At 64.2% G+C, this 14,874-nt stretch carries 19 protein-coding genes; 10 read left to right on the plus strand and 9 right to left on the minus strand.

Annotation, left to right across the window (positions count from 1 at the left end; all coding sequences use genetic code 11):
- Window positions 1-100: 100 nt before the first annotated feature.
- Together ACFJGU_RS15600 and ACFJGU_RS15605 are read left to right on the plus strand one after the other, a co-directional pair.
- Window positions 101-988, plus strand: coding sequence for a BRCT domain-containing protein (locus tag ACFJGU_RS15600; protein WP_382304493.1), 888 nt, complete (start codon window positions 101-103; stop codon window positions 986-988).
- A gap of 74 nt (window positions 989-1,062) precedes the next feature.
- Complete coding sequence (locus ACFJGU_RS15605) at window positions 1,063-1,515, plus strand: hypothetical protein (protein ID WP_382304494.1); 453 nt, start codon at window positions 1,063-1,065, stop codon at window positions 1,513-1,515.
- 15 nt (window positions 1,516-1,530) lie between these two features.
- Here the strand turns inward: ACFJGU_RS15605 and ACFJGU_RS15610 are convergent, their stop codons facing one another.
- Window positions 1,531-1,833 carry a hypothetical protein gene (locus tag ACFJGU_RS15610; protein WP_382304496.1) on the minus strand — a complete coding sequence of 101 codons (303 nt, stop codon included), beginning with the start codon at window positions 1,831-1,833 and terminating at the stop codon, window positions 1,531-1,533.
- Between the two features lie 178 nt (window positions 1,834-2,011).
- Window positions 2,012-2,185 carry a hypothetical protein gene (locus ACFJGU_RS15615; protein WP_382304498.1) on the minus strand — a complete coding sequence of 58 codons (174 nt, stop codon included), beginning with the start codon at window positions 2,183-2,185 and terminating at the stop codon, window positions 2,012-2,014.
- 444 nt (window positions 2,186-2,629) lie between these two features.
- Here ACFJGU_RS15615 and ACFJGU_RS15620 point away from each other — a divergent pair, with 444 nt between their 5' ends.
- Window positions 2,630-3,325 carry a hypothetical protein gene (locus ACFJGU_RS15620; protein WP_382304500.1) on the plus strand — a complete coding sequence of 232 codons (696 nt, stop codon included), beginning with the start codon at window positions 2,630-2,632 and terminating at the stop codon, window positions 3,323-3,325.
- Window positions 3,322-4,011: a DUF4304 domain-containing protein gene (locus ACFJGU_RS15625; RefSeq protein ID WP_382304502.1), complete on the plus strand. Its 690-nt coding sequence runs from the start codon at window positions 3,322-3,324 to the stop codon at window positions 4,009-4,011. Before ACFJGU_RS15620 ends, ACFJGU_RS15625 begins: the two co-directional genes overlap by 4 nt.
- A gap of 15 nt (window positions 4,012-4,026) precedes the next feature.
- On the opposite strand, the gene ACFJGU_RS15630 is transcribed toward ACFJGU_RS15625, so the two are convergent.
- Window positions 4,027-4,425: a DUF2716 domain-containing protein gene (locus ACFJGU_RS15630; RefSeq protein ID WP_382310393.1), complete on the minus strand. Its 399-nt coding sequence runs from the start codon at window positions 4,423-4,425 to the stop codon at window positions 4,027-4,029.
- Complete coding sequence (locus ACFJGU_RS15635; protein ID WP_382310486.1) at window positions 4,334-4,558, minus strand: hypothetical protein; 225 nt, start codon at window positions 4,556-4,558, stop codon at window positions 4,334-4,336. The genes ACFJGU_RS15630 and ACFJGU_RS15635 overlap by 92 nt, the downstream gene beginning before the upstream one ends.
- Window positions 4,559-4,735: 177 nt before the next feature.
- On the opposite strand from ACFJGU_RS15635, the gene ACFJGU_RS15640 reads away from it, so the two are divergent.
- A complete protein-coding gene (locus ACFJGU_RS15640) occupies window positions 4,736-5,020 on the plus strand; it encodes a hypothetical protein (RefSeq protein ID WP_382304504.1) in 285 nt (94 codons plus the stop codon).
- A gap of 21 nt (window positions 5,021-5,041) precedes the next feature.
- Here ACFJGU_RS15640 and ACFJGU_RS15645 read toward each other — a convergent pair whose 3' ends face one another.
- The 4 genes from ACFJGU_RS15645 to ACFJGU_RS15660 all read right to left on the minus strand — a co-directional run bounded on the left by ACFJGU_RS15645 (window position 5,042) and on the right by ACFJGU_RS15660 (window position 8,468).
- Entirely contained in the window at window positions 5,042-5,452 is a 411-nt protein-coding gene (locus ACFJGU_RS15645; protein WP_382304506.1) for a hypothetical protein, read from the minus strand.
- A gap of 456 nt (window positions 5,453-5,908) precedes the next feature.
- Window positions 5,909-6,055: a hypothetical protein gene (locus ACFJGU_RS15650; protein ID WP_382304508.1), complete on the minus strand. Its 147-nt coding sequence runs from the start codon at window positions 6,053-6,055 to the stop codon at window positions 5,909-5,911.
- 297 nt (window positions 6,056-6,352) lie between these two features.
- The gene (locus ACFJGU_RS15655) at window positions 6,353-7,168 is read right to left on the minus strand and encodes a hypothetical protein (protein ID WP_382304510.1); all 816 of its coding nucleotides are present in this window, start codon (window positions 7,166-7,168) and stop codon (window positions 6,353-6,355) included.
- A complete protein-coding gene (locus tag ACFJGU_RS15660; protein ID WP_382310395.1) occupies window positions 7,161-8,468 on the minus strand; it encodes an AAA family ATPase in 1,308 nt (435 codons plus the stop codon). Before ACFJGU_RS15660 ends, ACFJGU_RS15655 begins: the two co-directional genes overlap by 8 nt.
- Window positions 8,469-8,799: 331 nt before the next feature.
- On the opposite strand from ACFJGU_RS15660, the gene ACFJGU_RS15665 reads away from it, so the two are divergent.
- From ACFJGU_RS15665 to ACFJGU_RS15685, 5 genes are all read left to right on the plus strand, one after another.
- Window positions 8,800-9,777 (plus strand): siderophore-interacting protein, encoded by a 978-nt coding sequence (locus tag ACFJGU_RS15665; RefSeq protein ID WP_382304512.1) that lies wholly within the window; start codon window positions 8,800-8,802, stop codon window positions 9,775-9,777.
- Window positions 9,774-10,856: a FecCD family ABC transporter permease gene (locus ACFJGU_RS15670; protein ID WP_382304514.1), complete on the plus strand. Its 1,083-nt coding sequence runs from the start codon at window positions 9,774-9,776 to the stop codon at window positions 10,854-10,856. Before ACFJGU_RS15665 ends, ACFJGU_RS15670 begins: the two co-directional genes overlap by 4 nt.
- A complete protein-coding gene (locus ACFJGU_RS15675; RefSeq protein WP_382304516.1) occupies window positions 10,853-11,989 on the plus strand; it encodes a FecCD family ABC transporter permease in 1,137 nt (378 codons plus the stop codon). Before ACFJGU_RS15670 ends, ACFJGU_RS15675 begins: the two co-directional genes overlap by 4 nt.
- 105 nt (window positions 11,990-12,094) lie before the next feature.
- Entirely contained in the window at window positions 12,095-12,895 is an 801-nt protein-coding gene (locus ACFJGU_RS15680; RefSeq protein WP_382304518.1) for an ABC transporter ATP-binding protein, read from the plus strand.
- Between the two features lie 98 nt (window positions 12,896-12,993).
- Window positions 12,994-14,016 (plus strand): iron-siderophore ABC transporter substrate-binding protein, encoded by a 1,023-nt coding sequence (locus ACFJGU_RS15685; protein WP_382304519.1) that lies wholly within the window; start codon window positions 12,994-12,996, stop codon window positions 14,014-14,016.
- 79 nt (window positions 14,017-14,095) lie between these two features.
- On the opposite strand, the gene ACFJGU_RS15690 is transcribed toward ACFJGU_RS15685, so the two are convergent.
- Window positions 14,096-14,776 (minus strand): hypothetical protein, encoded by a 681-nt coding sequence (locus tag ACFJGU_RS15690; RefSeq protein ID WP_382304521.1) that lies wholly within the window; start codon window positions 14,774-14,776, stop codon window positions 14,096-14,098.
- Window positions 14,777-14,874: the final 98 nt, after the last annotated feature.

Raw genomic sequence — 14,874 nt, forward strand, 5'->3', positions numbered from 1 at the left:
CGGCGTCGATCCAAGTGCTGCAGCGGGCGTTTCAACTTCCCATCGTGTGCCACGCACTGGGGCTGTCGTCGTCAGGTGTCGCGCAAATAGAGTCGGCCGCGTGCCTCTGAACTTCACCGCGGTCGACTTCCAAACCGCGAACTTCGAGCGGGGTTCTGTTTGCTCGGTGGGAATCACGAAAGTCGTCGATGGCAGCATTGTCTTGACCGAGTCGTGGTTCGTGCTCCCTCCGACAGGACTCGACTTCACGAACACCTACATTCACGGGATCGGTCCGCATCATGTGGCAGACGCCCCTGACTGGGCCTGGACGCTCGATCGACTCGAATCGCTCATCGAGGGCGCTCCACTGGTGGCGTACAGCCCGTTCGACAAGGGCGTCTACAACGCCGCCAACAAGATCACGGGCGCCCCCGAGCGCGGGTTCGTGTTCCTCGACGCTTTGGCCGTGGTTCGCGACCATGTTCAGCTCGACAGCTATCGGCTCCCTCTCGTGGTCGAACACTTCGGTCTGGCCGGCTTCGACCATCACGAAGCCGGTGCGGACTCGTTGGCCTGCGCCCGAATCACCCTCCGGGTCGCCGCAGAGCGTGGCCTGACGTCGACGGATGAGGTGTGGCGGTCGGCCCGAGAGAAGAAGCAATCTCCGCGCATTCAGACCTATCAGAAGGCGGCCGACCTTCCACGGGCCAATGCGGAAGCCGACCCCGCCCATCCCCTCTTCGGCGAGGTCGTGTGCTTCTCGGGCGAACTCGGCGGCTACTCGCGACCCGAAGCCCAGAAGCTGGTGGCGGATTTCGGAGCATCCGTCTCGTCGAACGTCACGAAGAAGACGTCGTTGGTCGTGATGGGCGGCTTCGACCCTGCCACGCTGAAGCCTGGTGCCACGCTGAGTTCGAAGGTGCAGCGCGCGATCGAGCTTGCGTCGTCGGGGCACCGGATCGAGATCGTTACGGAAGAAACGTTCCTGGAGTTGGTCGAGCTCTGACGCCCGATGGCTTGGCTCGCTCACAGAGTGCGCCGACGCCGAACGCCAGCACATGCCATCGATAGGATTTCGCCATGTTCCGCATCAGGAAGACGCGATGGAAAGTCGCCTATTTCGCAGCAAGCCTGATCCTCCTGAACGTCCTCGACAGCTACTTGGTGGCTCGATTTCTGCCTGACCCGTTGGCCAGCATCGTGGCCAACTTGCTGACCCTGACTTTCGTGCTTGGGGCCGCACGAACGTTCCGCGGCCAAGGAGAACCCCTGAAGCCTCCGCGTGTGTGGTGGAGGGGAAGTGCCCGCCCCACGGCAAGCTTCGTCATTGGCGGGCTGTGGGCCGCGGACGCCGTGGCGACGATTGTGGTGTTCGCATTGCAGCCGACGGCCTACTACTTGGCGGTGGGTGCCGCGACTTATGTGATCCTCGCCGTGTTCTTCATCAATTCAGCAGGCCGATTGCAGCGATTCCCGCAACCGACCGTTCCTGATCCGATTCCGGCTCCGCGCTTCAAGCCCATCAAGCGCTGAGCTGAGGAGACTCGCTCACCGCAACTTTCCTATTGATCCTGACGGCTCACGTGGGGGGCCCGCCTGCACCTCGAAGGCGAAACGGGTCCGGAAATCCTCTAAGCATTGCGGGCAGATCCAGTGGTACCCGTCATCCGCCGTCACCCACGCTTCATTGAAGTCCGCGTGGCCCGTCGTGTCTGCCGAGATCTCGGCGAAGCAGAAATCGCAATGGTCATGGTCCCAGCCGTCGCGATATGGCCACCAGGCTGCCCACCGGAATTTGCGACCGTGGAGGTAGGTCTCCTGGTCGCTCAGTCGCCAGTCTTCGTCGGTCACGAGCACACACTACCGCCGGCGCGGTGCGCCAGTCCCGGAACGCGCGGCCCGCTCTTACAGCGCCAACTTCGCAGTGGGCCATCTCGGTGGGATTCGCCTATTGCTCCTGCTGAACCTATCGCCGAAAATGCCGATACGCGACGACGACATGGCGAAGACGGGTCTGTTGCGGCAATCGCTACTTCATGTCGAAGTCTGAGGTTAGGCCCTCGCGACGATTCTTGTTGAAGCGGTTCTCAAGCTGCTTCACGGCAGTCGACGTGACTTTGTTCGACAGTCGCGCGAGCAGGATGCCCACCCCGCCGGCTGCTGCAAAAGCGACGGCAGCGATCACGTAAGCGATCACATCCATAATGCCCTCCTGGGGTGAGAGTAGCAGCGGGAGTTGTCCGTTCGGGTCCCATTGCGACCTGCTGTGCAAAGACCCAACAGACCGAGCCAACAACTCGAGCGGACGACCACTCCGTGTGCAAGCGGAGGGCTTCGCCCTAGTAGAAATCGTGCCCGTATGTGTCTTTGAGCCACAGGTGGTCGGCGCAGTCTTCGGAGCATGCCCGGTGGTTGTAGATCATCTCTCCGCGGGGTACCCGGATGCCGCATCGCCGGCATCGCCGGAGTCGGTTGCTGAATCGCTCGTGCACGTTCATCTTGGCACCGCCCCGACGTACTCGCGCAGGGCCGCGCAGACCACTGCATTGATGTCCTCGCCTCGTGCCGCGGCAATAAGACGAGCCGTCCGTTCGAGCTGGTCGAGACCTCGACGATCGCTGGCCCCGAACGTGCCCTGCATGCTTACATGACCTTTGTGATCGAAAATGCAACTGAATATGCGAAATGGTTCGACGCTGCTCCCTCATCTGAACGTTGGGCGGCACTGTCCAAGGAGTACGCAGAATTGGCGACTTGGGTCGAAATTGTCGAGGAGTTCCCTCGGTGCCAGATTGCTGTTGCACAGAATGCAACGGTTCCTCTCGAAATTCTGGATCGGCTTCGGTCCGCGCGCGATTTCAAAGTGCAATGGAAAGTGCGAACCCAACAGCGCTGGCGAGACGCCCATCCTGACGACCCCGGCCCGTTCGATTTCGATCTTGATGAACTCATCCACTACGACCTGTCATCTACAGAGAGGAAGGTTCTTCGGCATGGCCTCGTGGAGTGGGGTGGGCCTGCCCACTGCACGGAAGAACTTGCCGTAGCCATGGGCTTCGCATCCATTGCAGATCTCTTTGCTCAGACGAATCGCATCATTGTTGCCCTGAAGAATTCACAGCCCATGCGCCATATCGACTGGGTGCGGACCATGCTGGCTACTGAGATCGTCTTCATGAGCGGAACAGTCGGTGCAGCCGGTGATTGGGAGACAGTGACCGGCATCCCGGATCTCGAGACGTTCAGGATCATCAGAGGACTCCAGTCCCACCTGGTCGTGAACCCGCTCATTGGAAAGGCTTTCGGCACGCGCTTCAAGAAGCGGGAGGGTGGACTATCGTGACTGGTCTGGTAGACGAGATGCGCCAAGTCGTGGACGTGGTCGCGCCCCAACTCAAGACCCTGGGTTTCAAGAAGCGGCGACACTCTTTCAACCGCTCTCTCGACGATGGCATCACGCACGTCATCAGCTTCCAGATGGGCGCATCCGACCCGCCCGGAACGGTGGAATTGCCCGGCCTGCGGCCCAACCTCCACGGCCGATTCACCGTGAACCTAGGAGTTCACTCTTCCTCGATGCCCCGCACGCAGTATCGAGAGCTCTCCTGGATCAACGAATACGACTGTCAACTGCGAAAGCGGCTCGGCCATCTTCTTCCCGAGCACGCGGACGTGTGGTGGCGTCTTGATCATCCGGAGGCCGCCGTGAACGTGAGCGACGCTCTCCTCGGCGCAGGTATTCAATGGCTGTCTCGTTTCGAGTCGAGCGAAGACATCTGGCTCGCATTCGAGAACGGTGACATCGAGTCACTCGGCATGGGTCCGGCCGCCGCACTGGACATCGCCGATCTGTATACCGCTCATGCACGACCCGCAGATGCTAGACGAGTGCTCGAGGCGTACGCCCGTTCGGCGCACAAGCCGTCACACACGGAGTACCTGGTGAAACACCTTGTGGACCGCGGCTACAGCGACTTGGCCGCAATTGCTCGCGAGACCGCACCGTCGACAATGGTCACCCAAAAGTAGCGCAGATGCGACCAACTAGCTCCCATTGATTCTCACGGTGGGAAGCCACGTCGAGAGCGATGCTCCAAGAGTCCGGATGAGTCGATCACCTATGACGCAAAGTGTGCGCTCCCACGGGTGGCCGAACGTTCCTTCGCGGAGATCCGCAGTCATGAACGCGTAGTAGTCCCCGTCTGGGAACACGATGGGGTGGCCGTTGAGTGGATCATCGCACTCGGGGTTGGACGCTTCGTCCGCCGGCGAGAACAACCAACTCGTGTGCTGCCAGTCGAGAACCACCAGCGTCTCTCCGCCCAACGCCCAGACGAAGCAACGTTGCGCTTCACTGTTGATGGCGCGCACTGCTGTGGCTCGCGGCGCTCCGTCGGGAATGGCCGAGAGATCGAAGGTGATAGACGGGATGGGTTCTTGAATCGCCGGCCACGTCGAGGGTGAGACGCCCGGCCGGAAGCGGTAAAAGGTTGTCGAACGCATTCCAGTGACTTTCCGCGGCGAGGGTGTCGAGTTCTCGCCAACCAATTCGCTCCTCATCGCCCTTATCGTCCATGACGGCAACGATATTCAACAGCGCCCAGGTGCCGAGATCTCTCCGCAGGCTCGATGCATTCGAGCGGATCGTCCCGGTCTGTCGCCTCCCGTTGGTGCGAGACTTGCGGTGAGTCCGCGGTACTCGAGACGCATATACCTGCCGCGGTGCAGATTGCCTATGCAGTTGGGAGAAGAAGTGGAACTGAACCGCCTGAATGACATGCCCCTGCATCGGATTGACATCGATTGGAAGTCACGAAGCGGTGTGCTCGAATTGGGCGGCATCGAGCCATCGCAGATCATCATGAACGGGATTCGGAGCCTGAACTTCACGCGTTTCGATCCTTGGGGACCATCCGGCAACATCTTTGATTCGGAGTACTACGCCGAGCATCCGTTGGGGCATTGGTTGATGATGCGAGTCCAGTCGGGCGACTACTTCGAAATCATCGCCGAGAACATACGGCGAGAGTCAAAGTGATTGCGCGGAGTCTTCCGACTCTTAGTCCGAGCCCCACTCGCACGAACGCTTCTGCTCCGCCGTCGAGTCCGCAGATCCTAGGCTTTCCAACGCATCAAGGACAGACTGCAGCAGCAGGGCATAGCCATAGAGCTGGCCTACGTGAGAGGCGGGGTCGCTGCGCTTCGGCAGGCCGCCTGTCACTGCAATAACGCTCTTCAGCTCGGCCCTGGCCTGAGTAGGGATGTAGGGCGCTGGCACGTCGACGGCGCGGTTGAGGAACGGAATCGCAAAGTCGGCGACTATCGCATCTACGTACGCCAACTCGCTCTTTACCTTGTCTAGCAGGTCGTCCACCGGTTCGTCCGGCGACCTACTGGGGAACGTCGCCGCCAACCACGTCAGACAAGCTCCCCTGAACCGTTCGACTGATTCCCGCGATGACTCACTCACGGTAGAAAGCCTAGGAGCTGTTGCCTGCGCCGGGCCACGGGATTGGATTCGGTGGGAGGGTCTCCAGCGAGCGGCCGGTGTAACCGCCGTCCCTCGTCGCTGCCGTGTTTGCTGACTTTTTCGATGCTTTTCTGGCGTATCGGCGAGCCGGCTGGATCTTCCTCAGCCCGGGCAGAAGCCAGTGGCTAGAGCGGGAGGCCTCCGCTCAAGTCACGTGGCCGATCCGGCGCTCAAACGCTGCGCAGATTGCACGGTGACCCGAGCGGATGACCCACTCCGAGCGCACGCGGATGCGTTGCGCCTAGTAGAAGTCCGGCCCGTAGGTGTCTTTGACCCACAGTTCGTCGGCGCAGTCTTCGGAGCATGCCCGGTGGTTGTAGATCATCTCCCCGCGGGGTACCCGGATGCCGCAGCGCCGGCACCGCCGGAGTCGGTTGCTGAATCGCTCGTGCACGTTCATCGTGGCACCGCCCCGACGTACTCGCGCAGGGCCGCGCAGACCACTGCATTGATGTCCTCGCCTCGTGCCGCGGCAATAAGACGAGCCGTCCGTTCGAGCTGGTCGGGAACCCCGACGATCAGCTCCGTTCTGTTGGCTGTCATGTTGCTAGCCTAATCGGTGTGGCCACACCAATCAATATTTAAGCGATGTTTCCTCGCATAATTTCTGTGAGAATAACTGCGTGCCGAATCAGCCGAAAACACCCAAAAGAGGCTTCCGAATCCCAACTGATCTGTATCAGGCTGCACAAGCCAAGGCAGCCAAAGAGGGCCGCACCGTTACGGAGGTAGTGCGTGATGCACTTATTAGGTACGTCGCTCAAGACGCCGCTCCGTCGGGCGAAAACCTAGGTGAGTAAGCGACTAGCGAAACGGTTTCGCCGCTGCTTGACGGCGGATTCAGCCGATGAGTCGGTCTTTCAATTCGCTAAGCCATTCGTCTTTCGAAAGAAGGAATCCCGCGCTGCTGTGCAACTGGCCGGTGAGGACGGGTTCGTCCACTGCGGCGTGGGCGAGGGAGCCCGCTACGCGACGGAGTGCAACACCGGCCAGGGCGATCACATCCTTTCCTCTCGGGCCGAGATCGTCGGCGACCGCGGTGGCGGCCGCTTGTACAAGAGTGTCAATCTGAACTTCAGTCTCGCTCCGTGAAATCAAGGCTGCGCAATACGCCTGCATTCGAAAATCAAGCGTCCTGAGGTCCACTTTTCCAACGAAGTCTGTGCCGTCGAACGACAGCCCATAATTGTGTCGCGCGTTGTGATCTCGAAGCGAAGTAAGGGGTGCAGCGATTTCCTCTAAGCGCGCGACCAAGGCCTCTGAACCACCGCAGGCCGTGAGCTTCGCCGCCGAGCCTTGATGCTCTAAGACGTGGGCAAGCACCCCGAGGCCGATCAGCATGCCTTCAAGGTCGCGACGTGCATACGGATGTAGCCTGCCCTCAATGTCCTGCGTTTGTGAAGGATCATCGAAATCACGATCTACGACCGCGAGGACGTCCTCGATGTTCCATGCTTGAAGAGACCTCACGGCTCTTAGTGCGTTTGCTTTCCCGTCCGCCGGGAAAATAGAGACTCCGGGAAGATGCTGTCGAAGAACGTTCAGATCGTCTGGGCCCTCAACGAGCAAAACTGGCGAATCAGTCCACTGGCGTTGCTGCCGGATTCGATCTTCGACCCGATCGAGTTCTCGAAGAGAAGACGATGTGTCACTCATCGAATTCTTCGCCGTCGTCGCTAGCGCTGAGCACAGAAAGCTCGCTCGCGTCGCTGTCAAGATTGTACGAGAGCTCCTCGGTCAGGTCCCACCGCCCGTTCACGATGGCCGAAGAGTGCGTTGCCAGTACCACTTGAAGATTGCTGATCGCTGCGACTCGCGAGATATCGTCCAAGAACGCGTGCTTCCACGCGGCGTGGAATGATATTTCAGGCTCATCGATAAGTACGAGAGATCCCGCATTTGCCGAGAACAAGAGCATTGTGAAGAGGGCAACGAGGTGCTGCTCGCCAGACGAAAGACTTGACACGCGAATTCGACTGCCGCTCGCGGAGCGGAACTCGAGATCGCCCCTTGCGGACATCGCAGTCCGTTTGCCCGATGGCGCCAACTTTGAATCCAGGATTTCGCGCAGCGTCTGAATTTTTTCATTCAGCGGAAGCAGTGGTTCGAGCCTCTTGTCCCAATCATCCAGGAACACGCTGAGGATGCGTCGATCTGTCGGTGTGGTCTTCGCTGGAAAGTCCATGGGCGCTTCGCCGACGGCTAATGAGTTTCGAGCGAGAGTCTCGTAGCGGAGGACCGTTGCGTCGTAGCGCCGATGTAGATCCAGCTCCTTAACGGTCATCTTGGCGGCAGCAAGTGCGCGTGCCGCGAAACTCAAGTCTGCGCTTTGCGTTGCCTGAATAGAACTTCTGCGCGCCTCAGTCACTTCTGCGCGCAGTTGGTCCATGTATTCGTGAATCCGGCTGGCAGCACCTTCGTGTGTGCGACCGCTTCCGAACTCGCCCTCATTTGACTCGAGGCCCGCGACGTCCAAACGCTTCGTGTCGATGAACACGGGGGACGGAGGAGAGCAAAGTTCCAGTACCTCCCGGCTGTGTTCCCACTGAGCTGTGGCTACTTCGGACAGGGTTATGCGGTAGCGACGTTCGAGGAACGCCCGCCCGTAGATTCGCTGATTTCGGCTGTCGATCCACCGATCCGGCCCGATCTTTCTAATCCATGACGGGAGCCGCGACTTCGAGTCTTCAAGGTCTGCCGTGGAAACTATGAACGGCGTGCCTATTACCTGATCGTCCACTTCGACGGCCATCGAGAGCTTGGCCTCTCCCACCTCTGAGACCTCACGAGAAACTACGAGGACGCGGCCGTCATCGAACTTGACCCGGAACTCGGCGAAAGGGGAAGCGAGAAGTATGCGCAGCTCAAGCGAGAGAGACGCTTGTAGGAGCATCAGGATATGTGTTTTTCCCGCTCCGTTTGGTGCGGTAATTATTGTCGGATTGCCCTTGCGCATCTTCACCAAGTGGTGGATGTGACCGAATAGCCCGGACACTTCGACAGAATCAACATGCGGCATCGCGTAACCCCCTGGCATCATGATGGGGGACCACTGAGACCATGCGCAAATCGCATCTACGCCGCGCCGCGTGGCAGACGTGAGTGCAGCTGGGATTCACTGTAGGACGCCCATGGAAAGATGCGCCACATGCGGCTCGGCGCGGGGAGGGGCGCGGACCAGTCCGGCCGAGTGACCCGACAACGCATTTCTACACTCAACTGGTACTACTTGGCCGGAGCTTGGTGGGCAAGAATGCGCGAAGCAAGACTGCTGGCATACTTAGGTAATGCTTACCTATGCTGCGAGCTCCGAGACCGTGCGCGACGAGCGACCCTCGTACCGGCCCTACCGCGCCACAGTGGCGCGGATCGTGCAGGTGGGCCCTAGCTTCAAACGGGTCACGTTCACCGGCGAGGAGTTCGGGACGTTCGGCACCGCCGGGCTCGACCAGCGCATCAAGGTCGTGCTCCCGCACCCCGACGGCGGGTACGGCGAGTGCGGATGGTTCGACCCCGAAGTGCTCGCCGCCGGCACCTGGTATCAGCGGTGGCGCGAGCTCGACGAGACCGAACGCAACCCGTTCCGCACGTACACCGTGCGCGCCATCCGGCAGGCCGAACGCGAGCTCGACGTCGACTTCGTCGTGCACGATGAAGGGCACGACGCGCCCGCAGGCCCGGCCGCCAACTGGCTGGCGGGAGCCAAAGAAGGCGACGAGATCGTCATCGTCGGCCCCGACGACCTCAGCGTCGACTACCGGCTCGGCCTCGACTGGCATCCCGGCGACGCCATCGACTACCTGCTCGCCGGCGACGAGACCGCCGCGCCCGCCATCTGCAGCATCCTCGAATCGCTCCCGCACGGCACCCGGGCGCACGCGTTCATCGAAGTGCCGCATCCGAGCGACGCACAGCCGATCGACACGGATGCCGACGTGTCCGTCACGTGGCTGGCCCGCGCATCCGGGAGCCCCGACCTGCAAGACGCCGTTCGCGCGTGGGTCGCGGAACACCGCGACCGGATCGCACCGGCGCTCGCCGCCGAAGAGCAGGAGCTCGCCGACATCGACGTCGACGTGGAGCTGCTGTGGGACTCGCCGGTGCCCGACGCCGAGCATCCGTCGACCAACTTCTATGCGTGGCTCGCGGGGGAGTCGGCGTGCATCAAAGCGATGCGACGGCTGCTCGTCACCGAGGTGGGGGTCGACCGGCACCGCGTGGCCTTCATGGGCTACTGGCGACGCGGCAAGGCCGAAGCGCAGTGACGCGCGCCGCGCCGGCGACGGGCGCGGGACCCGCGGGCTCCGCGCCTGCATCCGCACCCGCGGCCGGTCGCGCGCTCGTGCGGCGGCGGCTCGGGCGCATTCTCGGGCTCGTCGCCCTGTTCGTGGTGGTGCTGCTCGCGGTGGGGGCGAGCCTCTTCCTTGGGTCGCGTGCGATCGACCTCAGCGCCGTCATCGCCGCCCTCAGCGGCCACAGTGCCGACGCCACCGAACAGATGGTCGTGCTCGACCTGCGCGTGCCCCGCACCGTGATCGGTCTCGTCGCCGGCGCCGCCCTCGGACTCGCCGGAGCGCTCATGCAGGGGCTGACGCGCAATCCGCTCGCCGATCCAGGACTGCTCGGCGTCAACGCCGGCGCCTCCCTCGCCGTGGTGGTGGCCATCGCCGTGTTCGGCATCGGCGCACCCAGCGGATACGTGTGGTTCGCATTCATCGGCGCCGCGCTCGCCGCCGTGATCGTCTACGCCGTCGCCTCCGGCCGCAACGGACCTACGCCGTTCTCCCTCACGCTCGCGGGCGCCGCCGTCACCGCCGTGCTCACGAGCGTCATCACCCTTGTGCTGCTGCGCGACCTCGACACTCTCGCGCAGTACCGGTTCTGGTCGGTCGGCTCGCTCGTCGCCCGCGATCTCGGCACCGTTCCGCCGCTCCTGCCCTTCCTCATCGTGGGCGCGATCCTGGCGCTGCTCCTTGGCCGCAGCCTCAACGGACTCGCCCTCGGCGACGACGTCGCCCGCGGCCTCGGTCAGCGCGTCGGCCTCACCCGCGTGGTGGCCGGGATCGCCATCATCCTGCTCTGCGGATCGGCCACCTCCCTCGCCGGACCTCTCGTCTTCGTCGGACTCGTCGTCTCCCACATCGCCCGCCGCATCGTGGGGCCCGACTACCGGTGGATTCTCGCCTACTCCATCCCGCTCGGCGCCATCCTGCTCGTGCTCGCCGACACCGTTGGTCGGCTGATCGCGCAGCCGTCGGAGCTCGAGGCGGGCATCGTGGTGGCCATCATCGGGGCGCCGGTGCTGATCGTGCTGGTGCGGCGGGATCGCGCGGTGGTGCGGTGAGCGGCGCGGGCGGCGGGCGGATGCGCTCGGTCGGCGAGCAGGGGAGCGCCGGCTCGGGTGCGGTGGGTGTTCTCGATTCCGACATCCGGATGCTCGGTGCCGTGCGTCGCGCATCCCACCGACGCGTGCTCGTCGTGAGCGGGGTGCTCGTCGCCGTTCTCGTGGTGCTCGCCGTTCTGGCGCTCATGCTCGGCGACCGGATCGTGGCGCCCGGCGACGTTCTGGCCGCCGTGTTCGGCCAGGGATCGGGCGGCGACCGCTTCGTCGTGCAAGGCCTCCGTCTTCCGCGTCTCACCCTCGCACTGCTCATCGGGGCCTGCTTCGGGCTCGCCGGTGCGGTGTTCCAGAGCCTGCTGCGCAACCCGCTCGCGAGCCCCGACATCATCGGCATCTCACAGGGGGCCAGCGGCGCGGCGGTCGGCGCCATACTACTTCTCGGATGGAGCGGCATCTCCGTCTCGTTCGCCGCCTTCGGGGGCGCTGTGATCGTCGCCGCGGCGATCACTCTGCTCGCGGGTGGCTTCGGGCCCGTCGGGAGTTCGGGACGATCCGGGGCCGCCGGCTCCCGCTTCGTGCTCATCGGCATCGCCCTCGCCTTTCTCGCCCAGGCCCTCATCGGCTACCTGCTCACCCGCGCCGACGTGCGCGACGCGCAATCGGCCCTGGTGTGGCTCGTCGGCAGCATCGGCACCGTGCAGCCCGCCGAACTCATCGTGACCGCCGTCGGGGCGCTCGTGCTCTCCGTGGCGCTCGCTGTTCTCGCACCGCGGCTCCGGATGCTCCAACTCGGCGACGAAGCTGCCACCGGACTCGGGGTGCGCGTCACCCGCACCCGGCTCCTCCTCACCCTCGTGGGTGTCGGGTTCGCGGCGGTCGCGACTGCGGCGGCGGGGCCCGTGGCGTTCGTTGCATTCGTGTCGGCGCCGATCGCGCGGCGGCTGCTCGGGGGGACGGGGCCGGCGCTCGTCACGAGTGCGCTGGTGGGGGCCGTCGTGGTGACGGGTGCCGACATCGTGGCGCAGCACGCCTTCCCCGGGCTGCAGGTGCCGGTGGGCATCGTGACGGGCATCATCGGGGCGCCCGTGTTGCTCCTCCTGCTGGCGCGGGGCAACCGAACGAAGGGGGCCGTGTGAGCCCGTTTCCCCTGGATCTGACCGAGCGGGCGGTGAGAGGACCAGCGCGACCGCGCGCATCCGGCTCGCCTGCTGCGATGAAATCGACCGAAGGAGAGAAGCCGCATGACCTCGCATGAACTGCGGGCCGAGGGGCTCGCGCTCGGGTATGAGGGGCGGCGGGTCGTCGAGGGGCTCGACCTCGTGGTGCCGGACGGGCGCGTCACCGTCATCGTCGGGCCGAACGCGTGTGGCAAGTCGACGCTGCTGCGGGCGCTCGCGCGGTTGATGCGGCCCGAGGAGGGCGTCGCATCCCTCGACGGCACGGATGTGCACAAGTACCCGAGCAAGCAGCTCGCCACCGTGCTCGGGCTCTTGCCCCAGCAGCCGATCGCGCCCGAGGGCATCACGGTCGCCGACCTCGTGGGGCGCGGGCGCTTCCCGCGCCAAGGGCTCTTCCGGCAATGGACGGCACAAGACGACGAAGCCGTCGCCGAGGCGCTCCGCTCGACCGGCACCGACGACCTCGCCGCCCGCCACATCGAAGAACTCTCGGGCGGACAGCGCCAGCGCGTCTGGATCGCCATGGCCCTCGCGCAGCAGACCGACATCCTTCTGCTCGACGAACCCACCACCTTCCTCGACGTCACCCACCAGATCGAGGTGCTCGACCTGCTGCAAGAACTCAACCAAGAGCGCGGCACCACCGTCGTGATGGTGCTGCACGACCTCAACCTCGCCGCCCGCTACGCCGACCACCTCGTGGTGATGTCGGAAGGGCGGATCGTGGCCGAAGGGGCGCCCGAGAGCGTCATCTCGGCCGCTCTTGTCAAGCAGGCGTTCGGCCTCGAGTCGCTCGTCATCGACGACCCCGTCAGCGGCTCCCCAATGGTCGTGCCGATGGGACGGTTCCACGGTCGGGGCTGAAATCGGGGGGAGCGGATGCGTTAGGGTGGTTAGGTAAGGCAATCCTTACCGCGCGACGCACTGTCGCAGCCACAGCCCCGACTCGCAGGAGAACATCCATGCCCCGACGCCTGAAGCTGGCCGCTCTCGTCGCATCCACCGTCGCCACCGCCCTCGTGCTGGCCGGATGCGCCGGAAGCATCAACGCCGAATCCACCTCCACCGCCGCAGCCGGCGACGGTCAGCCCGTCACCATCGAGCACGCCTTCGGCGAGACCACCGTTCCGGCCGACCCGCAGCGGGTCGTGACGCTCGGCTGGGGGAGCACGGATGCGGCGATCGCGCTGGGCACGATCCCCGTCGCCATCCCGTTCGACGGCTACGCGGGCGACGAGAACGGCGTGCTGCCGTGGGTGGCCGACGCGCTCGAGAAGGCCGGCGCCGAGACGCCCACCGTGCTGCCCGACTCGCCCGACGAGCCGCCCTACGAGGCGATCGCTGCGGCCGACCCCGACGTCATCCTCGCCGTCTACTCCGGCGTCACCGAGGAGCAGTACGAGACGCTGTCGCAGATCGCCCCGACCGTCGTCTACCCCGACGTGGCGTGGAGCACCCCGTGGCGCGACGTCGTGACCACGGTCGGCAAGGCCCTCGGCAAGTCCGACCAGGCGCAGGAGCTGCTCGACGGCATCGACGCCCAGCTCGCGGATGCCGCCGCCGCGCATCCGGAGTTCAAGGGCAAGACCATCGCCGCCGTGTGGGACACCGCGGGCACGTTCTACGTCTACAAGAAGGCCGACCCGCGGGTGGAGTTCCTGCTCGACCTCGGCTTCGTGAACGCTCCGGCGGTCGACGAGCTCGCCAACGGCGACGCCACCTTCTACTACACACTGAGCTACGAGCAGCTCGACAAGCTCGACTCCGACGTGCTGCTGAGCTACTCGAACACACAGGACGAAGCGGATGCGTTCTTGACCGCGCCGCAGACATCCGTCATTCCCGCGGTCGCCGCCGGGCACATCGCGCAGGTCGTGGGCACGTCATACGTCTCGGCGGTCTCGCCGCCCACCGCGCTGTCGCTGCCTTGGGGTCTCGACTCGCTCGTCGACGCGCTGGCGTCGGCCACCGCCGACTCGAAGTAGGCTCGCCGCTTCGGCAACGGCAACGGCAACGGCGACGGGGCAGCAGGCTGGACTGCCGCCCCGTCGCCGATCGGGCGCGCTACAAAGCCTCTGCCGTCGGCTCGCTGCCGGCATACCAGAGGTCGATGGCCGCCCCACCGGTGAGAGCGGCGAAGACAGCGGGGTCGATCGGCTCGGGAGCGCTGTAGGTGAATTCGTAGACACCCGTCAAAGGGTCGTAGCTGCCACCCGCAGTCGCGCCCGGGCCGGTAGCCCGAACGGCATCAATCATTGCGCTCAGTACCGCATTGGATTCGTCCAGGGTCGGGCCCTGGTGGAGCGCGACTTCGAGCCGGAGTGGGGCGTTCTCGAGAAGAGCCCAGAGGGCATCCGGAATCTGTCCCTGCAGAATGATCTGCGCGTGCGGCATCTCATCGTCTCGCCAGGCGGATTGCACCAGGTTCGAGGGGTAGTCGAACGTGATTGTGTCGTTGATGGCGTAGAGCTGCTCAGCAGTTCCCGGATCGGAGGCGCCGACGGTGCGGCGATCGACGATCGGCGTGGGTGCGGTGGCGGAGATGTGTATCGGCTGCGGATAGGCGGAGGGTGTGGGTTCCGGAGTCGAGGAGATTGCGGGCGGGCGCTCGAGGCCCGGCGCAGCATCCGTCTCGGCGCTGCAACCGGATGCTCCGCCCGCGAGCGCGAGCGCGAGCGCCATGACGCCGAACACCGTCGCCCGCCATCGTGCGGTGAGCTTGGTCGCGCGGGGTGAGGTCGACATCGCAGCTCCAATCCGGACGAAATCGTCGCTGGCGCCCCTTGCGCGGTGCGCCGCAGGAATCAGTATCCACGAAGCAACCCGTCCCTGTTCCGCGACGA

The organism is Herbiconiux sp. UC225_62 (genome assembly GCF_042694625.1).
Taxonomy (GTDB): domain Bacteria; phylum Actinomycetota; class Actinomycetes; order Actinomycetales; family Microbacteriaceae; genus Herbiconiux.